The 21,243-nt window shown below is 63.9% G+C and carries 18 protein-coding genes and 1 riboswitch; of the genes, 11 read left to right on the forward strand and 7 right to left on the reverse strand.

Going from position 1 to position 21,243, the window contains the following annotated elements; genetic code table 11:
* Positions 1-48 precede the first annotated feature (48 nt).
* The 4 genes from ACIPZG_RS05135 to ACIPZG_RS05150 all read left to right on the forward strand — a co-directional run bounded on the left by ACIPZG_RS05135 (position 49) and on the right by ACIPZG_RS05150 (position 4,152).
* The gene (locus tag ACIPZG_RS05135; RefSeq protein WP_400710977.1) at positions 49-1,266 is read left to right on the forward strand and encodes a LuxR C-terminal-related transcriptional regulator; all 1,218 of its coding nucleotides are present in this window, start codon (positions 49-51) and stop codon (positions 1,264-1,266) included.
* An 87-nt stretch (positions 1,267-1,353) separates the two neighbouring features.
* The gene (locus ACIPZG_RS05140; RefSeq protein ID WP_400710980.1) at positions 1,354-2,742 is read left to right on the forward strand and encodes a DUF1329 domain-containing protein; all 1,389 of its coding nucleotides are present in this window, start codon (positions 1,354-1,356) and stop codon (positions 2,740-2,742) included.
* A gap of 139 nt (positions 2,743-2,881) precedes the next feature.
* On the forward strand, positions 2,882-3,922 hold the full coding sequence (locus ACIPZG_RS05145; protein WP_400710983.1) for a Rieske 2Fe-2S domain-containing protein: 1,041 nt from the start codon (positions 2,882-2,884) through the stop codon (positions 3,920-3,922).
* 56 nt (positions 3,923-3,978) lie between these two features.
* Complete coding sequence (locus ACIPZG_RS05150; RefSeq protein ID WP_400710986.1) at positions 3,979-4,152, forward strand: hypothetical protein; 174 nt, start codon at positions 3,979-3,981, stop codon at positions 4,150-4,152.
* 202 nt (positions 4,153-4,354) lie between these two features.
* Here the strand turns inward: ACIPZG_RS05150 and ACIPZG_RS05155 are convergent, their stop codons facing one another.
* Positions 4,355-5,284 (reverse strand): electron transfer flavoprotein subunit alpha/FixB family protein, encoded by a 930-nt coding sequence (locus ACIPZG_RS05155; RefSeq protein ID WP_400710989.1) that lies wholly within the window; start codon positions 5,282-5,284, stop codon positions 4,355-4,357.
* Positions 5,285-6,034, reverse strand: coding sequence for an electron transfer flavoprotein subunit beta/FixA family protein (locus ACIPZG_RS05160; RefSeq protein WP_400710992.1), 750 nt, complete (start codon positions 6,032-6,034; stop codon positions 5,285-5,287).
* A 185-nt stretch (positions 6,035-6,219) separates the two neighbouring features.
* Here ACIPZG_RS05160 and xth point away from each other — a divergent pair, with 185 nt between their 5' ends.
* Positions 6,220-7,008, forward strand: a complete 789-nt coding sequence (gene xth, locus ACIPZG_RS05165; protein WP_400710995.1) for an exodeoxyribonuclease III — start codon at positions 6,220-6,222, stop codon at positions 7,006-7,008.
* A gap of 11 nt (positions 7,009-7,019) precedes the next feature.
* On the opposite strand, the gene ACIPZG_RS05170 is transcribed toward xth, so the two are convergent.
* Together ACIPZG_RS05170 and ACIPZG_RS05175 are read right to left on the reverse strand one after the other, a co-directional pair.
* On the reverse strand, positions 7,020-8,021 hold the full coding sequence (locus ACIPZG_RS05170) for an SCO family protein (RefSeq protein ID WP_400712191.1): 1,002 nt from the start codon (positions 8,019-8,021) through the stop codon (positions 7,020-7,022).
* Between the two features lie 135 nt (positions 8,022-8,156).
* Positions 8,157-11,549 carry an Ig-like domain-containing protein gene (locus ACIPZG_RS05175; protein ID WP_400710998.1) on the reverse strand — a complete coding sequence of 1,131 codons (3,393 nt, stop codon included), beginning with the start codon at positions 11,547-11,549 and terminating at the stop codon, positions 8,157-8,159.
* Between the two features lie 272 nt (positions 11,550-11,821).
* A riboswitch (TPP riboswitch) is annotated at positions 11,822-11,936 on the forward strand.
* A gap of 79 nt (positions 11,937-12,015) precedes the next feature.
* Here ACIPZG_RS05175 and ACIPZG_RS05180 point away from each other — a divergent pair.
* The 3 genes from ACIPZG_RS05180 to ACIPZG_RS05190 all read left to right on the forward strand — a co-directional run bounded on the left by ACIPZG_RS05180 (position 12,016) and on the right by ACIPZG_RS05190 (position 14,757).
* Positions 12,016-12,663, forward strand: a complete 648-nt coding sequence (locus tag ACIPZG_RS05180) for a TenA family protein (RefSeq protein WP_400711001.1) — start codon at positions 12,016-12,018, stop codon at positions 12,661-12,663.
* Positions 12,660-13,328 (forward strand): thiaminase II, encoded by a 669-nt coding sequence (tenA, locus tag ACIPZG_RS05185; RefSeq protein WP_400711004.1) that lies wholly within the window; start codon positions 12,660-12,662, stop codon positions 13,326-13,328. Before ACIPZG_RS05180 ends, tenA begins: the two co-directional genes overlap by 4 nt.
* Before the next feature lie 124 nt (positions 13,329-13,452).
* Positions 13,453-14,757 (forward strand): M20 family metallopeptidase, encoded by a 1,305-nt coding sequence (locus ACIPZG_RS05190; RefSeq protein WP_400711007.1) that lies wholly within the window; start codon positions 13,453-13,455, stop codon positions 14,755-14,757.
* 21 nt (positions 14,758-14,778) lie between these two features.
* On the opposite strand, the gene ACIPZG_RS05195 is transcribed toward ACIPZG_RS05190, so the two are convergent.
* Together ACIPZG_RS05195 and ACIPZG_RS05200 are read right to left on the reverse strand one after the other, a co-directional pair.
* Entirely contained in the window at positions 14,779-15,783 is a 1,005-nt protein-coding gene (locus tag ACIPZG_RS05195) for a DUF1214 domain-containing protein (protein ID WP_400711010.1), read from the reverse strand.
* Positions 15,780-17,075, reverse strand: coding sequence for a DUF1254 domain-containing protein (locus ACIPZG_RS05200; protein WP_400711013.1), 1,296 nt, complete (start codon positions 17,073-17,075; stop codon positions 15,780-15,782). The genes ACIPZG_RS05195 and ACIPZG_RS05200 overlap by 4 nt, the downstream gene beginning before the upstream one ends.
* A gap of 314 nt (positions 17,076-17,389) precedes the next feature.
* Between ACIPZG_RS05200 and ACIPZG_RS05205 the strand changes: the two genes are divergently transcribed.
* The 3 genes from ACIPZG_RS05205 to ACIPZG_RS05215 are packed head-to-tail and all read left to right on the forward strand — an operon-like array spanning position 17,390 to position 20,097.
* Complete coding sequence (locus ACIPZG_RS05205; RefSeq protein ID WP_400639607.1) at positions 17,390-17,908, forward strand: 2,4'-dihydroxyacetophenone dioxygenase family protein; 519 nt, start codon at positions 17,390-17,392, stop codon at positions 17,906-17,908.
* Positions 17,909-17,941: 33 nt separating this feature from the next.
* Complete coding sequence (locus tag ACIPZG_RS05210) at positions 17,942-18,964, forward strand: NAD-dependent epimerase/dehydratase family protein (RefSeq protein WP_400711016.1); 1,023 nt, start codon at positions 17,942-17,944, stop codon at positions 18,962-18,964.
* 53 nt (positions 18,965-19,017) lie between these two features.
* Positions 19,018-20,097 (forward strand): zinc-binding dehydrogenase, encoded by a 1,080-nt coding sequence (locus ACIPZG_RS05215; protein ID WP_400711019.1) that lies wholly within the window; start codon positions 19,018-19,020, stop codon positions 20,095-20,097.
* Here ACIPZG_RS05215 and ACIPZG_RS05220 read toward each other — a convergent pair.
* Complete coding sequence (locus tag ACIPZG_RS05220; RefSeq protein ID WP_008089496.1) at positions 20,088-21,119, reverse strand: AraC family transcriptional regulator; 1,032 nt, start codon at positions 21,117-21,119, stop codon at positions 20,088-20,090. The two genes, ACIPZG_RS05215 and ACIPZG_RS05220, sit on opposite strands and share 10 nt — an antisense overlap.
* Positions 21,120-21,243 lie beyond the last annotated feature (124 nt).

Here is a 21,243-nt window from a genome sequence, read left to right on the forward strand (position 1 = left end):
ACAACAATAACGCGGGCCGGCGGCAGCGGCCCGCACGGGGGGCTGTCCATGCATACCACGCTATCCAACGCCCAGGTGCTGGCACACCTGGGTATCGAGTTGGCCGACTACGAGCGCCTGCTCGGTAACATGTACGACGCCGCGCTGGACACACAGCGCCTGAACGAGGCCCTGCGACAACTGCGCGGGTTGTTCCAGGCCAGCTTCGTGACGCTGATCCTGCGCGTACTGGATGAACCCTTCCTGTCGCCGATGATGGTGGCGGGCGATGTCGAGGTGGGCGAGGGCGGGCTCAACCACTATGCCTACTGCGACAAGTCCACGCTGTTCGACCGCCTGGCGCTGGACACCGTGTTCACCATCGACGACCTGATGAGCGATGCCGAGTGGGCCAGCTCGTCGTTCTACCTGCTGTACTGCCAGCCCTATGGCTGCTACCACATGCTCGGCGCCGATATCAGCATGCCTGACGGCGGCACGCTGCGCCTGCGGATCAACCGCCCGCAGGAGCAGGCGCGCTTCGCCGAGGTCGAGCGGGCACTGTGCGCGATGCTCATTCCGCACCTGCGTCGGGCAGTGCACATGCACACCTTGCTCGACCGCAGCGCTTCGCTGGGCAGTCTGTACTCGCAAACCATCAACCGCCTGGCGGTGGCGACCATCGTGCTCGATGAAAACGGCCATGTGCTGCAACTGAACCCGGTCGCCCGGGAAATACTCGGCAGCAACGACGGTTTGAAGTTGATAGGCGGCCGGCTTGAAGCGACCTACCCGAGCGACAACCGCGAACTGACACGGCTGGTGCGCAATGCGTTCATGCGTAGCCGACAGGGCGACAAGGCGGAGCAGGGCGCCGAGGCCATGTCGGTGTCGCGGCCCTCCGGGCAGGTCAACCTGGGGGTGGTGGTCGAGCTGATCCCGTCCCAGGAGCTGGTGGAGGGCAAAGGCAAGCCGACCGTGGTGGTGTATGTGCGCGATGCCGTGGGCAAGTCGCTGGTGAGCAATGTGGTCACCTCGCAGTTGTACAACCTCACGCCTGCCGAAACCGGTCTGGCGCTGGAACTGGCCAATGGCTTGTCGCTGGAGGAGGCGTCCGAGCGGCTGAACATTCGGCGCAACACCGCGCGGGCGCACCTGCGTTCGATCTTCTCCAAGACGGGGGTACGGCGCCAGACGGAGCTTGTGCGAATCATGCTCAACAGCGTGGTTGCCCTGGGGCAGCCCGGGCCATTGCCGGCACCGACGGGCGCAGCGGTCGCGGGGTAAAAATGCGTTAGTCCGAGCGGACGATGCTCCTGGCCCGAAGGCCTGCCGATACTGGGCCACCGCCATCGGTAACCAAGGAGAACAACAATGACCGACCGTAAATCGGCCGCCGGTTTCGCCCCGCAGGGCCTGGCCCTGGCCTTGCTGCTGGGCACCTTCGCAGGCACCGTCCAGGCCGCCCCGGAGGACGTCGAACGCTTGGGCAAGGACCTTACCTGCCTGGGCGCCGACCCTGCCGGCAATGCCGACGGCAGTATCCCTGCGTTTTCCGGCAAGTGGCTGGGGACGCCGCCCCAGGTGGCGTTCAAGGGCACCGGGCATCACCCCGTCGACCCCTATGCCGATGAAAAGCCGCTGTTCGTGATTACCGCCGATAACCTGGCCCAATACGCCGACGTGCTGTCCGACGGGCAGAAGGCCTTGTTCAAGCTGTACCCGGCGACCTACAAGATGCCGATCTACCCCAGCCACCGGGACTTCCGTTTCGACGATGCGGTATGCCAGGCGACCCGCGAGAACGCCAGGACGGCCAAGCTGGTGGACGACGGCGAGGGCGTGGTCGGCAAGACCGGCGGCACGCCGTTCCCGGTGCCGCGCAGTGGCCTGGAGCTGCTGAAGAACGCCTCGACCTTCACCTTGCGCGCCTGGACCGAGGAATACGTCTCCGACAACGCCTATGTGCTCAAGGACGGCAACATCAACTGGGGCCGGGTGCATTCGCGCAACCTGGCGCCTGCCCTGGCGCCCGGCCAGGTCGGCGAGACGGTGGGCAACTCGTCGTTCTACCTCAACGAAACGCTGTTGCCGCAGCGCGACAAGGGCGAGATCAACACCGGCACCGAGTTCTGGAACGACAAGACCGAACCGCGCCAGGCCTGGCGCTACGACCCGGGCACGCGCCGGGTGCGGCAGTCGCCGGGGTACGGCTTCGACATGTCGTTCCCCGGCAGTGGCGGCTCGATCACCGTGGACGAGGTGCGCCTGTTCAACGGCTCGGGGCAACGCTACGACTGGAAAATCGTCGGCAAGCGGGAAATGTTCATTCCCTACAACGCCTACCGGGTACACGCCCCCGAGCTGAAATACGCCAGCCTGCTCACGCCGGGCCACCTCAACCCCGAGGCGATGCGCTACGAGCGTCATCGGGTGTGGGAGCTGGAAGGCACCCTCAAGCCTGGCTATCGCCACCTGTACGGCAAACGCAAGCTGTACATCGACGAAGACACCTGGTTCCCGATGCTGGCCGACAACTACGACAACCGCGGCGAGCTGTGGCGCACCTCGATGGTCAACTACTTCTACGCCTACGAGACCCAGCGCCCGCAGGCTGGTGTGGGCCTGTACCACGACCTCAACGCCGGCAGCTACCTGGCGTTCAACCTGATCAACGAGCAGCGCAACGGCTACCAGCTCAACCGCCCAGGCTTCAGCCCACGCGACTTTGGCCCGGAAGCGGCGCGGCGCTTTGGCCAGTAACCCCTGGCCAGGCCGGGCCTAGTCCAATTGGAGGATGAGGGCCCGGCAGCGCTGCTCAAAGATGTTCGCCAGGTATTTCCCCTGCCCGAGCAGGGGCATTGCCGGTGAATGGCGTACTCAACACAGGAATAACAACAACATGACCAAACTCGCCGAACTCTCCATCGACAGCGCCCAGCGCACCCACCGTTACGCCAGGGGCTGGCACTGCCTGGGCGTGGCCGATGACTACCGTGACGGCAAGCTGCATACCCTGAACATCTTCGGCACGCGCCTGGTGGCCTTCGCCAGCAGTGCCGGCGACATCAGCATCCTCGACGCCTATTGCCCGCACATGGGCGCTGACCTGTCCCAGGGCACCATCGAGAACGACACCGTGGTGTGCCCGTTCCACCACTGGAAGTACGACACCCGCGGCAAATGCGTGGAGATCCCTTACTGCAAGCGTATTCCCCCGAAGGCCAAGACCCGCAGCTGGTTGACCTGCGTGGAGAACAACCTGCTGTTCGTCTGGAACAACCCCGAAGGCCGACCGCCGAAGGAGGGCGTGGTGATTCCGCACCTGCCGCAGATGGATGACCCGGAGTGGATTCACGATTGGAACATCGACACCATGCTGATCGAGACCAACCCGCGCGAGCTGGTCGACAACCTGGTGGATGCCCAGCATTTCGGGCCGGTGCACGGCACGCCCACCAAATACTTCGCCAACGTGTTCGAAGGGCACATCGGCCACCAGATCTTCCACGGTGATTCCGAGCGCCTGGGCGGCGACCTGATCGCGCCATCGGCCTACTACGGCCCGGCTACCCACTTCACCGAGCTGAGCTCGATGTTCGGCGAGGTGCGGGTGCATGCAATTTTGCTCAACAGCCACGTGCCGGTGACCCCGGACAGCTTCGTGCTGCGCTTTGGCTGCATGGTCAAGCGCGTGCCGGGCTGGACTGAAGAGCAGAACATCGAAATCGCCAAGGCCTATGTCATGGGCAACCGCACCTCGTTCTACCAGGACGTCGACATCTGGAAGCACAAGGCCCGTATCGACAAGCCGGTGCTGGCCGAGAACGATGGCCCGGTGTACCAGCTGCGCGAGTGGTACCAGCAGTTCTTCACCGACGAGGACCAGGTGCCGGCGAGCATGGCCGAGCGTCGCGAGATCGTTACCGTGGATGAGCGTTGAGCAACCCAAGGCCCTGCCCGCGCAGCGGGCGGGGCAGTCGGAGGAGGAGGGTGGCGATGAAACTGCAGCGCTTTATGGTGTACAGCGTGCCCTTGTTGGTGGCGCTGGTCATTGGCCTGACATTGCTGGCCTCGCCGTTGCCAGAGTCCGCCGGGGCCAAGGCCTGCAGGCATATTCCGGGGTGCATGAGCATCATGCCGAGTTTTCAGGGGTGGCCGGGGGTACGTTAGAGGTCGCTGAAAAACCAGGGCTGGTGTGCTTTCGCCAAGCCCTGTCAGCGCGAGGGCGGTGGATGGCACCGGCTTTGCCGGTGTTCGCGGGACAAGCCCGCTCCCACAGGTCCACCACAGGCTTTGAGAGCTGAGGTAGTCCTGTGGGAGCAGGCTTCCAGTTACCTTGTGTTTGCCTGCGCCGGCGATGAGGCCAGTGGCTTCAAAGCAGTTCTTGCAGCTCCGGCACCGCTTCGAACAAGTCAGCCACCAGCCCGTAATCAGCCACCTGAAAGATCGGCGCCTCCTCGTCCTTGTTGATCGCAACGATCACCTTGGAGTCCTTCATGCCGGCCAGATGCTGGATCGCGCCGGAGATACCGACGGCGATGTACAGCTGTGGCGCAACGATCTTGCCGGTCTGGCCGACCTGCATGTCGTTGGGCACGAAGCCTGCGTCGACCGCGGCGCGCGAGGCACCGACGGCGGCGCCGAGCGTGTCGGCCAGGCTGTACAGGTGCTTGAAGTTGTCACCGTTGCCCATGCCACGGCCGCCGGAAACGACGATCTTGGCAGCGGTCAGCTCTGGTCGGTCGGACTTGGCCAGCGCTTCGTCGACGAAGGCAGAGATACCGGCATTGTGCGCCGCAGCAACCGCTTCAACGGCAGCGGAACCACCCTCGGCGGCCACGGCGTCGAAACCGGTGGTACGCACGGTGATGACCTTGACTGCAGCGCTCGACTGCACGGTGGCAATGGCGTTACCGGCATAGATCGGACGCTTGAAGGTGTCGGCTGATTCTACCGAGATGATTTCGGAGAGCTGGTCGACGTCCAGCAGCGCAGCAACGCGCGGCAGGATGTTCTTGCCGTTGCTGGTGGCCGGGGCCAGCACGTGGCTGTAGCCCTTGGCCAGCTCGACGATCAGCGGCGCGATGTTTTCCGGCAGGACGTGGGCGTAGGCGGCGTTATCGGCCACCAGCACCTTGGCCACACCCGCGATCTTGGCCGCGGATTCAGCGACGCCACCGACGTTCTGACCTGCGACCAGCACGTGCACATCACCCCCGATCTTGGCGGCTGCGGCAACAGTGTTCAGGGTAGCCGGGGCAATGGCACCAGCTTCGTATTCAGCGACAACCAGGATAGTCATTCAGATCACCTTCGCTTCGTTCTTCAGCTTCTCGACCAGTTCGGCCACCGACTTGACCTTGATACCCGCGCTGCGTGCAGCTGGCGCTTCAACTTTCAGGGTCTTGTTGGTGGAAGCGAGCGATACGCCCAGCGCGTCTGGAGTCACGGTCTCCAGCGGCTTCTTCTTGGCCTTCATGATGTTCGGCAGCGACGCGTAGCGCGGCTCGTTCAGGCGCAGGTCGGTGGTGACGATCGCCGGCAGGTTCAGCGCGACGGTCTGCAGGCCGCCATCGATTTCACGGGTGACGTTCAGCGTGTCGCCGGCGACTTCGACCTTGGAGGCGAAGGTGCCTTGGGCGAAACCGGTCAGCGCGGCCAGCATCTGGCCGGTCTGGTTGTTGTCACTGTCGATGGCCTGCTTGCCGAGAATCACCAGCTGCGGCTGCTCTTTATCGACCACGGCCTTGAGCGCCTTGGCCACGGCCAGAGAATTCAGTTCATCGTCGGCTTCGACCAGGATGGCACGATCAGCCCCCAGCGCCAGTGCGGTACGCAGCTGCTCCTGGACGCCGGCTGGGCCGACAGAAACGACCACGATCTCGCTCGCCACACCCTGCTCTTTCAGGCGCACGGCTTCTTCCACGGCGATTTCGCAGAAGGGGTTCAAGGACATCTTGACGTTTGCCAGGTCGACGCCGGAATGGTCCGTCTTGACGCGGACTTTCACGTTGTAGTCGACCACGCGTTTGACACTTACCAGCACCTTCATAGGCTCTCCAGTCATGGTCATCATCGGTAGACGGGCAGCAGCCCACGGGTATACGACGATAATCAAGGTGAGCCGGATCCGGATCGTCCATATCGACTAACCGCACAGCGATTGAACGTTGCGTCAGGGCAGGGCTCACACATGCAAAGGGCTCGATCAGATATCTCCAGTGAGCGAACCAATCCATGAAAGCGCTGAAGATCGCCACCTTCAACCTCAACGGTATTCGCAGCCGCCTACCGGCGCTGCTGGCGTGGCTCGACCGGGAACAGCCTGATATCGCCTGCCTGCAGGAACTCAAGGCGCCTGACCAACAGTTCCCTCGCCAGGAACTGGAAGCGGCGGGGTACGGCTGCCTCTACCAGGGTCAGCCGTCGTGGAACGGGGTGGCGATCCTGGCGCGTGGCAGCGAGCCGCTGGAGGTGCGCCGAGGTCTGCCCGGCATGGAAGACGACAGCCAGAGTCGCTACCTGGAAGCAGCGGCGCACGGGGTGCTGGTGGCCTGCCTGTATCTACCCAACGGCAACCCGCAACCTGGACCGAAGTTCGACTACAAGCTGCGCTGGTTCGAATGCCTGATCGCGCATGCGCGCAGCCTCCATGGCAGCGGCCACCCGACGGTGCTGGCGGGGGACTTCAATGTGGTGCCCACCGACCTGGACATCTACAACCCACGCTCCTGGTTGAAGGACGCGCTGCTGCAGCCGGAGTCGCGCGGGTGTTACCAGCAGCTACTGGCGCAGGGCTGGGTCGATGCCATACGCCATCTGCACCCGGACGAGCGCGTATATACCTTCTGGGACTACTTTCGCAATCACTGGGCGCGCAATGCCGGCTTGCGCATCGACCACTTGCTGCTCAACCCCGATCTTGCGCCTTACCTGAAGCGGGCGGGCGTCGATGCCTGGGTGCGCAACGAGCCCAAGGCCAGCGACCACGCGCCGGTGTGGGTCGAGCTGGGCGCGGGTCGTTGATCGAGTGACGCTCAAGGGTTGCCGCGATCTGCCAGGGGCGCCCGTAGTCGCGCCGTTTCCTCTTCAAGGTAACTGATCAGCGCGGTCACCTCGGCATCGCCCAGGCGCATGTTGGGCATGGCCAGGCGGTTGTATTGCTCGTAGAGCAGGGTGGCCAACGGGTCTTTTTCTGCCAGCATCTGGTCTGGCTCCTTGAGCCAGCGGGACAGCCAGCGGGGGTCGCGTTGGGCGGTCACCCCCAGCAGGTCAGGGCCGATGCCGGGTTGTCCGGGCTCGTTGTTGCCCACCGTGTGGCAGGACGAGCAGCGGGTACGGAAGATCTGCTCGCCGCTGCTGGGCGGGCGGATTTGCGGGGCACTGGCGTAGTCGTTGGCCGAGGCTGTGGCCTGCTTCCAGTTGTGCAGGCTGTTGCCCAGGCGGTCGGCGAGGATGTAGGGGCTCTCGAACGGCGAGGCTTTCATCCAGCGGCCGGTGCTCTGGTTGCCGATGATCAGGCTCAGGTTGTGGTCTTTCGAGCGGCCGTTTTCCAGCCCTTCTATATAGAGGCCCAGGCGCCGGCGCAGTTGTTCGATGTCATCGGGCTCGCCAGTGAGCAGCGTCCAGCCGGGGCCGATGCCGAACTTCTCGGCGTAGCGTTTGAGGGTGGCTGGGGTGTCGTTGTAGGGATCGATGCTGATCGAGTAGAAGAAGATGTCCTTGCCCACCCGGTCGCCGAGAATCTTCTGCACCTGGCGCAGGCGTGCGGTTTCCACCGGGCAGGAGTCGGAGCAGCCGGTGAAGATGAAATTGATGGCGACGACCTTGTCCTTGATCAGGTCGTCGAAGAAGCGCACTTTCTGGCCGTCCTGGGTCACCAGCGGGGTGTTGGGAAAATAGTTGGCACCCCAGGGCGTGGTGGATTCGGACTCTACCTGGACGTGCGGCTGGGCTTGCAGGGGCGGTTTCAACGGCCAGTAGTAGGTGCTGGCCGCGAACAGGGAGAGTGCGAGCAGAACACGCCATGAACCGGTCATCATGCAGTCCTCTTTGGGTCTTGTAGGGGGTGTTCGGGCCTCATCGCCGGCAAGCCGGCTCCCACAGGATTTTGCAGCGCTTCGATCCCTGTGGGAGCCGGCTTGCCGGCGATGGGCCGCCACGCGGCCCCGCCTTTACTTGACGCTGACCGGCGCGGTCACACTCTGGCCCAGCGCCGACTTCACCGTCACCGTCGTGGCCGGCGCATTGCCGGTGGTGGTCGTCGACAACCGCCAGCGTGCGCCACTGGTGGACGCAGTAAGCGTCGCCGTACCGAGGTTCAACGGCCCACTGCTAGTGTTGGCCGTGACCGTGATGCTGTTGCCAGTGGCCACCGACGTGGTACCCGACAACTCCCAGGTGTAGCGGTCGTTGCTGCGCACCTGCACCGTGGCACTGCTCACCTGGATCTCGTCCGCCACCACTGCCGGACCGACCGCCACGCTCACCGTGGCCGGTACCAGCGATTCAGCCCCTTTGGCATCACGCGCCGAGTAGTTGAAGCTGGCGGTGAACGGCGTGGTGACCGTGGCTGGCGGGGTGAAGGTGACCAGGGTGCCGTCGGTGCTGACCGTTCCCTTGCCCGAATCCGGCTGGCTCAGGCCGCTGACGGTCAACGGCAGGTTGCGGTCAGGGTCGGTGTCGTTGGCCAGCACGTTGATCACGACAGGCTTGCCGGCTGTGGTCGCGGCCGTGTCGTTGACCGCCACCGGTGGCTTGTTGGTGTCGTCTTCACCGTTATTGTTGTTGCTGGCGGTGCGGAAGGTCGGCAGACCCACCGAAGGGGCATATTGCACACCGTCCCAACCCGGCAGTGGTGTCGGCATCACCTGGAACTGGCCAGGGTGCTCGATGTCCCAGCGCAGCAGCATCGAAGAGTCCTCATGCTGGGTGTTGTGGCAGTGCTCCATGTAAGTCCCGGCGAACTCGCGGAAGCGAATGGCCATTTCCACTTCTTCGGAAGAGTCGGCATCCGGGCCGATGCGGTAGACGTCCTTGCGTGCCCATTTTTCCCACTCGGGCGGTGTCTTGCCGTCGCGGCTGAGGATCACGCCTTCCTCGAAGTGCACATGCACCGGATGGCTCCAACCGTTGCCGCCGTTCTTGATCTTCCACACTTCCAGGGTACCGTCACCGCTGAAGCCGCCATCGGTCGCTTCGCTCGACAGCTGCGCGGCGGCGTTGATGCGCCGTGGGTCCATGCTGTAGCCGAAGCCACCGTCGGTCTTGATGGTCCAGGGCGCGGTGTCGGTGCCATCGGAACGGCCGAAGATGAACTCGCGGTGCCGGGCGGCCTTGAGCTTGTCCTTGTCGGCTGCGGCGGTGCGGTCGATGGTCAGCGGAATCATCTTCAGGCCTTCGGCCTTGCCCGGTTTGGCCGGTTCGTAGGCAGTCGGGTCCATGCTCACGTCCTGGCCGCTGTAGGGTTGCACCAGCAGTTGCAGGAACTTGCCGACCACCGGGTCGCCCTTGTCCCACTCAGGGCCTTTGCTGGTCTGCTTGATCACCGCCTTGTATTTCTCCGACAGGACATCGGCCAACGAAATGGTCTGTTTCGGGCCTTTGCCGGTGTCATGCTCTTCCAGGTTGACGAAATACAGCTTGTCGCCCGCCTTGATGCCGTTCTTGGCGAAGTTGATGATGATGTCGTAGCGCTCGGCGATGCCTTGCAGCGGCAGGATGCCGTTGTTGTCCTGGCGGTCGCCGTCGCCGTTGAGGTCCATGCTGCCGTCGAACGGTACGGCGTGTTCCATGATGTTGCCGTCGTTGCCGATCATGTGGAACGGCACCCGCGCGTAGGACAGGTTGGAGCCCGATGGCCCCTTGAACTCGCCGCTGTTGCCGGCGATTTCACGCACCACGGCAAACTTGAAGTAGCGCGAAACCGAACCGTTGAGGATGCGGAAGCGGTAGCTGCGCGCACGCACCTTGAGCTTGGGCTGGTACTGCCAGTTGACCAGGATCTGGTCACCCAGGAAGCCATCGGTGTTGAACGGGTTGAACCACAGCTGGCCGTTCTGATCCCAGGCCTTGTCGGCGATCACCAGGTTGACGTCATAGTCGCGGTTGCCCCATGGCATGGCGGTGCCGCTGGGGAAGCGCAGGTTGACGCCGTCCTGCAGTGCCTCGTTGCCACGGTCCAGGGCGCTGTAGTAGTTCATCATCACGGCGTTGCCCTTGTAGACGTTCTGCGCGGTGAAATCCATCATGTGGTCGTGGAACCAGTGGGTGCTCATGGTTTCGCGCCAGTCGCCACGAATCTTGATGCTGCCGTTCTCGCAGGTCTTCAGGCCTGGCGAAGCATCGTTGACGAACAGGGTTTCCCCCGGTGCGCAAGGGAACGCCGCGCGTGGGTCCTGGGCGCGGGTGTTGATGGTGTCGTAGCCGGCCAGCTGCACCGGCCAGCGGTAGTCGTAGTACTGGCCGGGGAAGAAGTAGGCGTTGGCGAAGCCATCGCTTTCGGCCGGGGAGTGGCCGTTGTGTTCATGGGTCGAGATGGTGTGCAGACCGAAACCTGCGTTCGCTGCAGGGTCGATCGGCAGCGCGTTGTAATGGCGCATGAGGATCGGCTGGCCATAGCGCACCATCAGCAGTTTCGGCGGGAAGGTGCCGTCGAAGGTCCACAGCGACTTGTGGTTCTGCAACGGGAAGTTCGGGTGAAAGCGCGTGTCGATGCCTTTAGTGGTACCGGTGGTGGTCGGGATATCCGAGGTCTGGTAATACAGCCCGCCAGGCCCGAACTCACCGACCGCGTAGTTGTGCAACTGCTTGCGGTCACGCAGCCCCTGGTTGATGCGCGCACCGGCCTGCGCGGTCTTGAACGCTGCCTGGGGGTAGAACTCGTTCCAGCGCTGGTGCGACCAGCCTTTTCCTGGTGGCCGGCCTTCGGCTGGCGAGCCTACCGAGTTGCGGTTGAGGAACAGCTCGATCTGCGCTTTCCAGGGGTTGCGATCGAGTACGTTGGAGTACTGGGTCGGGAACGGGAACAGGCCCGGTTGCTTGAGGAAGGCTTCCAGGGCATTGCCGTTGGGGCTGCTGCGGGCCACCACGTCAGGGTCCTGCGCGGGAGCAGCGCCCAAGGTGGGGACCGGGAAGGTCAAGCTCGGCGGTGGCAGGCTGGGGTCGAGTTTTTCCGGGCCGAATTCTTCGAACAATAACAGTTGCTGGGTGAACGGCTGCGCGCCGAACAACGGGCTTGGCATGCCATTGGTGGGGTAGTTGCGCGATGTCTGCTGCAACGGTTGCAGCACGTTGTCGACACGGTTGGTCGAGCGGTCACCGAACACGCCATCCTTCAGTTCCAGCGAGCCCTCGTTGGCTTCCGGCAGGTTGAACAGGTCCAGCAGAGCCGGATTGGGGTCGGCCGGCTGGTCGTCGTAGTGCGAAGGGTCCGTCGGCGGCGGCTGGCTCACGTCATCGAGCGAGGAGGCCCTTGCGCAAATCAGGCCGAGGCTGACCATCAACGCGGTTACCGCGGTCAGTTTGAAGGCGTGGCGCGTGGGGTGGATGATGGCAGGTGTTTTCATTTGCCTATGCCTCGCTCGATGCTAGAAATGGCCTGGAGCCATCAATGGCGTTTTGCCCGTTTCTACGGCCTGAGCAATGGCTGTGCCAACCTATTGGGTTGTAATGGTTTGACATACAAAGCCTAGGAAAATGTAAAGCGCGCAAAACACTTGAGCGGCAAGCGTTGGGGATTGGAGCCCGGTAATGGGGCTGTTCGGGCCCAGTTTCGGTGGGTTCGACCGGGCAAATTGGTCCCTGCGCCTTGGCATCCTCCCCATGCTCCTGTATACCTCCAGCCACCAAGGGGAGTCCGGCAACGGGCTGAGAAACCGCTGGCACCTGCAGCGCGGTGACCCTTCGAACCTGATCCGGATCATGCCGGCGAAGGGATGGGGCTACCGACCTGCCTTCCTGCCGGCCTTACTGCGAGGCCGCTACATGTCCAACTGCAACGGTCTCGCTGTCACCCCATTGGAGGACAGCACCATGACCGAACGCTTCAGCGAAATCCTGCGTCACCAGAACCAGTCGACCTGGTCAGCCGCCGTTGACCACCGCTTCGTCCGCGAACTCTGCGAGGGCAGCGTGGCGGACCCGGTCATGGTCCGCTACCTGGTACAGGACCATCGTTTCATCGACAGTTTCGTGACCTTGCTCGGCGCAGCCATCGCCACCGCCGACACCTTCGAAGCACGCCTGCGCCTGGGCCGTTTCGCCGGCATGATCTGCAGCGACGAGAACACCTATTTCCTGCGTGCCTTCGAGGCCCTGGACGTGAGCCCGGCGCAACGTACCGAACCCGCAGACACCGTGCCCACCGCCGGTTTCAAGGCGATCATGCGCGAGGCTGCGGCCACTCGCTCGTATGCCGCCGCCCTGGCGGTGCTCAACGTGGCCGAAGGGCTCTACCTCGACTGGGCGACCAAAGCGCCCCAGCCGCTGCCGGGCAATTTCGTCCACGCCGAGTGGATCACCCTGCACGACAACCCGGCCTTCGCTGAATTCGTTGCCTTCCTGCAGGCCGAACTGGACCGGGTCGGGCCACAGGAGGCTGCACTGAGCAGCGACTTCTACTCGCGCAGCGTGGCACTGGAGCTGGCATTCTTCGACGCCATCTATGAGGAGCAGGCATGAGCATGGATATCTTTGCGCGACTGAAGTCGGCCGCCGCGCCGGAGTGGGCCAGCTACGTCGACCATGACTTCGTCCGGCAGATGGGCGAGGGCACCTTGCCGGAGGCTGCGTTCCGTCAGTACCTGGTGCAGGACTACCTGTTCCTCATCCAGTTCGCCCGGGCCTGGGCGCTGGCGGCCTACAAGAGCCGCCTGCCCGCCGATATCCGTGCCGCCCAGGCCGGTCTGGCGGCCATCCTCGACGAAACCGAACTGCACCTGCGCCTGTGCGCCCGCTGGGGGCTGTCGCAGGCCGATATCGAGGCGGCGCCCGAGCACCAGGCCACGGTGGCCTATACCCGTTATGTGCTCGACTGCGGCGCGGCGGGCGATCTGCTGGAGCTGCACGCGGCACTGGCACCCTGCGTGATCGGCTACGCCGAAATCGGCCGCACCCTGGCCGAGCGTATCGGCGACCTGAGCAACCATCCGTACCGTGAGTGGATTGGCGAATATGCCGGCGAGGCCTACCAAGGCGTGGCGGCTGCAGCGCGCAAGCACCTCGATGAGTTGGCGGCGCGGAGCATGACCGAGCAGCGGTTCGTTGAACTGGCCGGTATCTTCGGCCAGGCATCGCGATTGGAAGCGGACTTCTGGCAGATGGGGTTGGATGCATTGCGGGCCTGATCCACTCGGGTAAGGGCGCTACAGGACGGCAATTTCCTACAGCCGAATGAGGCTGATTCGATTTGCCGGCCTGCAGTGCAGCGGCAGACTCTCCGGGATCCTCTTCCAGGCCCCGGAGCCCTTCATGAAAGCCCGAACTTTGTTGCTGGCACTGACCCTGGCCTGCGTGCCCATGGCCCAGGCCACGGTAGCGCCGTTGAACCTGAACGAACAGGCGATGGTGCGTTTCATCGAGCAACACCACGACAGCCAGGTGGCGTTGCTGGAGCAACTGGTGAACATCAACAGCGGCACCGGCAACCGTCGCGGTGTCGAGCAGGTCGGCGAAATCCTTCGGCCGCAGTTCGAACGGCTAGGCTTCCAGACCCGCTGGGTCGATCTCCCCGCACCCATGACCCACGCCGGTAGCCTGGTCGCCACCTTGGGCAGTGGCAAACGGCGCATCTTGCTGATCGCGCACCTGGACACGGTGTTCGCACCCGAGAGCCCTTTTCAGACATTCCAGCGTTCCGCCGATCAGCGTACGGCAACCGGCCCAGGGGTGCTGGACAACAAGGGTGGGCTGGTCACCTTGCTGTACGCGCTCAAGGCCCTCGATCAGGCTGGCCGGTTGAGCGAAGCCTCGATCACCGTGGTGCTGGTCGGCGATGAAGAACAGGCAGCCCAGCCCAGTTCGATTTCGCGGCAGGCCCTGCGCGACGCCGCCCGGCAGAGCGAAATCGCCTTGGGCCTGGAGTTTGCGTCGACTGCCCAGGGACTGGTGACCGGGCGCAGGGGCATCAGTGCCTGGCAGTTGAGCAGCCATGGGCAGGCTCGGCATTCATCGTTGGTGTTCGGGGCGCAGGTTGGCTTTGGCGCGATCTATGAGACGGCCCGAGTGCTTGAAGCGATGCGCATCGCCTTTTCCCAACAGCCTGGCCTTACCGTCAACCCAGGCATCCTCGCAGGCGGGCGCACCGCCAATCTGGACATAGGGCAAAACACTGCCAATGCCGAGGGGCTGAAGAACATCATCGCAGGCCAAACCCAGGTCCATGGTGACCTGCGCTTCTTGTCACAAACCCAACAGCGCGAGGCTGAGCAGACGCTGCGCAAGATCGCTGCGGCGTCCCTGCCCGGCACTTCCAGCACACTGCGATTCAACGACATCATGCCGGCCATGCCCGAGACGCCGGGCAATCGTCAATTGCTCGCGCAGTTCAGTGAAATCAACCAGGCGCTGGGGGGAGGGCCGCTGCAGGCGGTGCCCGCTGCCGAACGTGGCGGGGCCGACATTTCTTATGTCGCCAGCCTGGTCGATGCCGGGCTCGATGGGCTAGGGCCCTGGGGTACGGGGGCGCACAGCGACCAGGAAACCCTGGAGCTTGCAGCGCTCCCCGTGGTGACTCAGCGTCTGGCCATTTTCATCAGCCGCCTCCAGGAGGGTTGAGGTGCAGCGTTCAGTGGCAGATCACTGGACTTCATGTGGCTCGGGGATCGTGTAGGCGCCGCTGAGCACCGTAGCGCCGGGGCGGTAGATGCGCATGCCGAGGTACCAGTTGTCTCCTGGCGTCGGCAACCAGTTCGCCACCTCGCCACACTGGGCCTTCGGCCCGAAGCGCAGGGTGACGGTGCCGTCCGGGTTGAACTTCAACGTTCGGTCATTGAGGTTGGAGTGCTCGCTCTTCAGGTATTTGTCGGCGCCGTACAGGGTGAAGGAGAAAAACCCGCCCTCAAGAAACTCAGGTTTCGCATAGGTGGCTTCATAACACTTGCTGCCGCTCAGGCCGTAGTCGCGGTAGATGTACATGGCGTCCCTGGCCGGTAGCAGCCCCAGGGCGACCGAAGCGCTGCGCCTGAGCATTTCCGGCTTGACGACGCCGCGCGGGCCTGCGGCTTCGTTGAAGTTGGTCAGTTTCGCCGCCTCCTTCTGGTACTGGCTACGCAGGGTCTTGAGGCTGGCCTGGTCCCAGGCCACGATGGGGTAGTCCTTGGGTACCGTGCCTTCGGGCCAGCTCACCTTGATCGCATCTTGCAGGGCCCGGACCTTGTCGATGTCCTGCGGGTTGTTGGGGTCGACCTGGGTGCGTATGACGGCGGCGACGAATGCAGTTTGCGACTCGATCTTGAAGGTGCCAGGCGCGTAGAACACCTGGTCGGTGTAGTCGTCGTTCTGCAGGATCATGGCCGACTGGTAACGATTGTCTGCAGGCTTGGGCAACGTGATCGTGGTGCCTGGCGGCGCGTAGAACACACCGAACGAATACACCGTGTCGCGGTTCATGGTGACCGCGAGCTGCTTCTCCAGCGGCATCAGTGCCCGATCATGGCGAAACGTGTTGCTGCCCACGTCCCTGACGACTTTGGCAAAGGCTTCATCCACTTCGGCGCGGGCGTAATTGTCCGGCGTTACCAGGTCGGCGGCGTGCGCGAGGCCGGCATTCAACAACACAGCACAGAGCAATGCGCTTTTCATGGCTTGACGACCTCGACTTGCGGGAACTTGTAACCGCCGCCTTGCACGGCCTTGCTTGGGCCATACATCCTCAGCACGATGTAGACGTCCTTCTGCGGGATCGGCAGGTAGTTGGGATTGCTGGCATCGCCGTTGGCGGCGAGCTCCAGGGTGTAGTTGCCATCGGCATCGGGCTTGAGCGTGCGGTCGCCGCGGCTGTGGCGGTTGAGGGCGTTGTGGACCATGAAGCGGTTGTCCGTGCCGTAGACGGTGAACGACCAGAACTGGCTGACGTCCGGGGCCTTGAAGTGCAAACGGTAGGTCTTGCCGTTCGCGCCATTGATCGGTTCGCCATCGCTGCCCTTGACCGCCTGCAGGTAGACGGTCTCATCGGGCGGCAGCCCCCACTGACCGATGTAGGTGCCCTCGGCGAACAGGTCTCGCGGCCCGTCAGCCAGTTGCTTGCGCGTGCCCAGCAGCTTGCCGGCATCGGTCATTTTCGGTGCCAGGTCCTTGATGTGTTTTATCCCCAGTGCTTCACCTTGCCTGGCCGCAGCCAGTTGCTCCTCGGTGAACTCGGTCTTGCACGGCTCGACGCCAACCGCCTTGTACTGCTCCAGCCATTTGCGGTCGGCTTGCCCCATGCTGCCGTCACACAGCAGGAAGTTCACCCGTTGCAGCCAGTTGCTCGTGGCCGGGTCGAGGTAAACGCGCTGCTTGGGTTTCGGGCCCGAGACGCCCAGGTATGCCGAAAGGGTGCGCACGTTCCAGTCGTCCATGTAGCCGAGCGCGACCTTCTCGTCTGCAGGACCTGTGGCCATGATCCGGCCCATCAGCTTGACCAGGTTGGAGTCGACGCGGATCACCTCGGTGACGCTGCCCGGTACTTCGCCCTTCCAGTCCTGCGCCGCGAACATGAAGTGGCCGCCCTGGTTGCCACGGGTACGCGAGCCGATCATGGACGTGGTGTAGTGGCCCATGTCCATGGTGTGCAGGATCCAGTAACGGCCCTTGTCCATGTCCGGCACGCTGACGATCACCGGCTCCGCGGCGACGTCCAGCCAACCCATCAGGTGCAGGGTGTCGTTGTTGATGGTGGGGTGGTCGGTGTAGGTGTCGTCGGCCAGGTGGCGGATGTTCTGGAAGCGGTTGAGCGGGGTGTCGGTCTTGACCGCCGTCTCATGGAAGAACGTGTAGGCCTCATCCATGGAGTAGCCGTAGAGGTAGGCATCCTCGGCCAGTTTGTCGGGTATCTGGGCGAAGGCCGGCAGGGCCAGCGAGAACACGGAGGCGGCAAGCACTGAACGTTTCACGGGCGTTCCTTTTTGTTGGTTTGTTGTTTGGTAACACCGGGCTTGACCACCTGTAAACAGCCAGGTAAAGCCGCTGCGGCTGAATTTTAAGCTGGCATGAAAGGACAAGTTCGCGGCGGCAAATGACAAGAAACCAACCCTGGCCGGGGTGACCATGGAGGGCCCGTTGGCGGGGCTGGCAGGCCTGTTCGGGCGGTTGGCGGCAAATGCCAACTGAGTGACGGCAAATGGCAATTCTCTGCGCCGACACGCCAGCAAGATGGCCACAGAGCGCATGTCGCGCTCCGGCCAGACGCCGCCTGAGGAGAATAACAATGCCAATGCCTACGCCAGTGTTCGATCACAAGGAACTGCTCACCCTCAATACCCATGAGCTGCCGGTCTACGAGAACGCCCTCGCGCCTTACTTCCCGGGTGTCGACGTGCAACCGCTGTACCTGGACCCGAACCTTGGGGTGTGGACCTTGCGCGTGATCTTCCAGCCCGGGGTGCGTCTGCCTTGCCACTACCACACCGGCCCCGTGCACCTGTTCACCCTGACAGGCCGCTGGAACTACGTCGAATACCCGGACCAGCCGCAGACCGCCGGCTGCTACCTGTATGAGCCGGGTGGCTCGATCCATACCTTCAGCGTGCCGGCCGACAACACCGAACCCACCGAAACCCTGATGGTGGTGCATGGCGCGAACATCAACTTCGACCAGGACGGCAACTTCGTCAACGTCATGGACGCCAGCGACATCATGCAGATCATCGAGCGCCTGGTCAGGGAGCGCGGCCTGCAGCCAGCACGCTACATCCGCCCCGGCCACGCCGGCTACACCGCAGGCTGAGCCGCCTTCACGACGATTGCTGGAGCACGCTCGATGATCAATCCTGCAATGCCGACCGGGGCACAGGGGCAAAGCCCTGATGTACCCCGCTCGGTCTTCATTACCGGGGCCAATGGCTTCATCGGCCAGGCCCTGGCCAAGCGTTACCGTGCCCTGGGGGCTGAAGTGCACGGCATGGACCTGCGCGCGGACCCTGCCAATGCGGTGGTGGCCGGCGACCTTACCCGGCCGCAGCAATGGGCAGATGCCGCCCGCGGCTGCGAGCTGTTCATCAACACGGCGGCGGTGGTCTCGCTGGCAGCCCCCTGGCAGGACTATCGCGACATCTCCGTGCGCGGTGTGCGCAATTGCCTGGACGTCGCCATTGCCGCCGGGGCCAAGCGCTTCGTGCAGTTCTCCTCCATCGCCGCGCTGGGCTGGCAGTACCCTGACCAGGCCGACGAACGCTGCGACGTGGTCATCGGTGAGCAGTACCGCTACGGCGTGGCCAAGGGCGCCAGCGAGCACCTGGTGCTGGCGGCCCATGCAGCGGGGGAAATCGACTGCACCATCGTCAGGCCCGGCGATGTGTATGGACCAGGCTCCCGTGCCTGGCTGAGCGAACCGCTGAAGATGGCAAGGTCCGGTGCGTTGATCCTGCCCAACGGTGGCCGCGGGCGATGGACGCCGGTGTACATCGACGACCTGCTGGACGGCGTCATGCTGGCGGCGGGCCTGGAGCAGGCCAAGGGCCAGATCTTCCACGTCAGTGCGGCGGAGTCTGTCAGTTGCGCCGAGTTCTTCACCCATCACTGGCGCTGGGCGGGGCGCTCCGGAAGGCCGCCCAGCCTGCCCTTGTGGCTGGCAACGTGGCTCACCCGGGGCATCTGGCAGTTCAACCGACTGCTCAGGCGCCCCAATGAAATCAGCCCGGATGCCATGTACATGTTTTCCCGCACGGGCGGCATTTCCATCGACAAGGCGCGCCTGCTGCTGGGCTACGCGCCGAAGGTCAGCCTTGAAGAAGGCCTGCGCCGATCCGAGTCCTGGCTGCGCGAAGTCGGCCAGTTGCATTGACACTGCGGCGGGCCTGCGCAGGCACGGCCCGCAACCGAACAAGGAGAGACACCATGAAAGCTGTCGTCATGCGCGAAAAACAGCTGCGCATCGAGCAGTTGGCACCCCCCCGGCCCGGAGCCGGCGAAGTGCTGGTCAAGACCCTGGCGTGCGGTATCTGCGGTTCGGACCTGCACATGTTCCACCACTGTGAAAAGGTGCTGGCCAATTTCAAGCGCGGCAACATCCCCATCGCCTTCGACGATCGTCAGGACGTGGTATTCGGCCACGAGTTCTGCGGCGAGATCCTCGACCACGGGCCCGGCAGCGACAAACGCTTCAAAGTCGGCACCCGGGTGTGCTCGCTGCCGTTCGTGGTCGACGCACAGGCCTTTCACCATATCGGCTACTCCAACCGCTACCCCGGCGGTTATGGCGAGCAGATGGTACTGGCCGAACCCATGTTGCTGGCCGTGCCGGGCGACCTGCCTGCGGACCTGGCGGCCCTGACCGAGCCGCTGACGGTCGCCGCCCACGCGGTGAACCGCGCCCGCCTGGACGGTAGCGAAGTACCGGTGGTGATAGGGTGTGGCCCGATCGGTCTGGCATTGATCGCCATCCTCAAGTCGCGCGGCATCGGCCCGGTGGTGGCGGCGGACTTCAGCCCGGCACGGCGTGCCCTGGCCGAACGCATGGGCGCCGATGTGGTGGTCGATCCCGCGCAGCAGTCGCCCTATACGTCCTGGTTGCAGGTGGCAGCACCGGCGGGTTATGACATCAACGGGCCGATGGCGCTGCTGGGCCTTGGGCCGCAACCCAAGCCCTGCGTGGTGTTCGAGTGCGTTGGCGTGCCGGGGCTGATCCAGCAGGTGATCCAGCACGCACCGCCGCGTTCGCGCCTGATCGTGGTCGGGGTATGCATGGAGAGTGACCGGATCGAACCTTTGATCGCCATCGGCAAGGAAATGAACGTGCATTTCTCCTTCGGCTATACCCACGAAGAGTTCGCCGAGACGCTCAATGCCCTGGCGGACGGCAAGCTCGACGGCGCGCCGATGATCACCGCGCGGGTGACCCTGGAAGGCGTGAACGAGGCCTTCGCCACGCTGGCCCAACCGGACCAGCACGCCAAGATCATGATCACTTACCCCTGAGTGGCCAATGACGCGGCGGCGCGCAATTGCACGCGCCGCTCGCGTGGCGACAGCCCGTACCAGCGCCGGCAGGCCCGGTTGAACGAGCTCTGCTCGGCGTAACCGAGCAGCCCGGCGATCTGTGCCATGGGCATGTGTGCCTCGGCCAGGTACAACTCGGCCTGCTCGCGTCGCACCCCCTCGACCATGTCCTCGAAGACCAGATCGTGCTCGGCCAGGCGCCGCTGCAGGGAGCGCTCGCGCATGCCCAGTTGCTCGGCAATCAGCGGCAGGGCGCAGCGCTGGGTGGGCAGCAGGCGGCGGATGGCGGCATCGACCTGGCTGTGCACTTCCAGCGGGTTGTGGGCACTGAGGTTGCTGATGTAGTCCATCAGCGTGTCATGCAACTGCCGGTTGTGCTGGTCGATGGTTTTTTCCAGGTGCTCCGGCAGCAGCACCAGCGCGTTCTGCGCCTGGCCAAAGTAGGTGCGCGCACCGAAGAACCGCTGGTAGCGGCTCTGGGGCAGGCGCGCCTCGGTGCGCGACAGCACAGAATGTGGCCGGAACCCCGGGCCGTAGAGCATCTGCAGCGCCTTGAACATCACCCCCAGGGACAACTCGATGATCTGTGTCTGGCGCGGGGCAGGGCGCAGGCGCATTTCGTAGACCAGGTGCGGGCGTGCCGGGTCGCTTTCGCAGTCCAGGTACACCAGCACCCCAGGGCTGTACGTGTGCAGGAAGCGGGTGATGGCCCCCACCGCTTCGGCAACATTGCGCGCGTTTTGCCCCACCACCGCCACAGGGCCAAGGATCAACAAGCTCTGCCGCTCGGCCAGGCGCAGGCCGAAATCCACGCAATCGAGCTGCTCGGCACAGCGCTCGAGCAGGTTGATCATGGCGCGGTAGGGAATCACCGCGGCGACATTGTCCAGTTGCCGCGGATCGATCTGCATCTGCTGCAGCAGGCTGTCGGGGTCGCCGCCCAACTCCCGTACCAGTTCCGGGAAGCCCGTGAGCGAGGTGATCTTGATCAAGGCTGTCATGGTTTTTCGACTTCTTCTGAGCGGAACCGATCATCTGCGCTTCATCCTCGCCAGTTTTTACCTGTGGCAACAGAAAAAATCCACGGCTGACGGCAAATGACAAAAGCCTGACATCCACCGACAA

Origin of the sequence: Pseudomonas sp. NPDC089395 (genome assembly GCF_044749525.1) — a bacterium.
In the GTDB taxonomy this organism is placed as follows: Bacteria; Pseudomonadota; Gammaproteobacteria; order Pseudomonadales; family Pseudomonadaceae; genus Aquipseudomonas.

Excerpts from the sequence above, each read along its gene's own strand:
- ACIPZG_RS05160 (WP_400710992.1), bottom strand. The coding sequence starts at position 6,034 with ATGAAGGTGCTGGTAAGTGTCAAACGCGTGGTCGACTACAACGTGAAA.
- ACIPZG_RS05220 (WP_008089496.1), bottom strand. The coding sequence starts at position 21,119 with ATGACAGCCTTGATCAAGATCACCTCGCTCACGGGCTTCCCGGAACTG.
- ACIPZG_RS05215 (WP_400711019.1), top strand. The coding sequence starts at position 19,018 with ATGAAAGCTGTCGTCATGCGCGAAAAACAGCTGCGCATCGAGCAGTTG.
- ACIPZG_RS05170 (WP_400712191.1), bottom strand. The coding sequence starts at position 8,021 with ATGACCGGTTCATGGCGTGTTCTGCTCGCACTCTCCCTGTTCGCGGCC.
- ACIPZG_RS05150 (WP_400710986.1), top strand. The coding sequence starts at position 3,979 with ATGAAACTGCAGCGCTTTATGGTGTACAGCGTGCCCTTGTTGGTGGCG.
- ACIPZG_RS05145 (WP_400710983.1), top strand. The coding sequence starts at position 2,882 with ATGACCAAACTCGCCGAACTCTCCATCGACAGCGCCCAGCGCACCCAC.
- ACIPZG_RS05140 (WP_400710980.1), top strand. The coding sequence starts at position 1,354 with ATGACCGACCGTAAATCGGCCGCCGGTTTCGCCCCGCAGGGCCTGGCC.
- ACIPZG_RS05195 (WP_400711010.1), bottom strand. The coding sequence starts at position 15,783 with ATGAAAAGCGCATTGCTCTGTGCTGTGTTGTTGAATGCCGGCCTCGCG.
- ACIPZG_RS05210 (WP_400711016.1), top strand. The coding sequence starts at position 17,942 with ATGATCAATCCTGCAATGCCGACCGGGGCACAGGGGCAAAGCCCTGAT.
- ACIPZG_RS05135 (WP_400710977.1), top strand. The coding sequence starts at position 49 with ATGCATACCACGCTATCCAACGCCCAGGTGCTGGCACACCTGGGTATC.
- tenA (WP_400711004.1), top strand. The coding sequence starts at position 12,660 with ATGAGCATGGATATCTTTGCGCGACTGAAGTCGGCCGCCGCGCCGGAG.
- ACIPZG_RS05205 (WP_400639607.1), top strand. The coding sequence starts at position 17,390 with ATGCCAATGCCTACGCCAGTGTTCGATCACAAGGAACTGCTCACCCTC.
- ACIPZG_RS05190 (WP_400711007.1), top strand. The coding sequence starts at position 13,453 with ATGAAAGCCCGAACTTTGTTGCTGGCACTGACCCTGGCCTGCGTGCCC.
- ACIPZG_RS05180 (WP_400711001.1), top strand. The coding sequence starts at position 12,016 with ATGACCGAACGCTTCAGCGAAATCCTGCGTCACCAGAACCAGTCGACC.
- ACIPZG_RS05175 (WP_400710998.1), bottom strand. The coding sequence starts at position 11,549 with ATGAAAACACCTGCCATCATCCACCCCACGCGCCACGCCTTCAAACTG.
- xth (WP_400710995.1), top strand. The coding sequence starts at position 6,220 with ATGAAAGCGCTGAAGATCGCCACCTTCAACCTCAACGGTATTCGCAGC.
- ACIPZG_RS05155 (WP_400710989.1), bottom strand. The coding sequence starts at position 5,284 with ATGACTATCCTGGTTGTCGCTGAATACGAAGCTGGTGCCATTGCCCCG.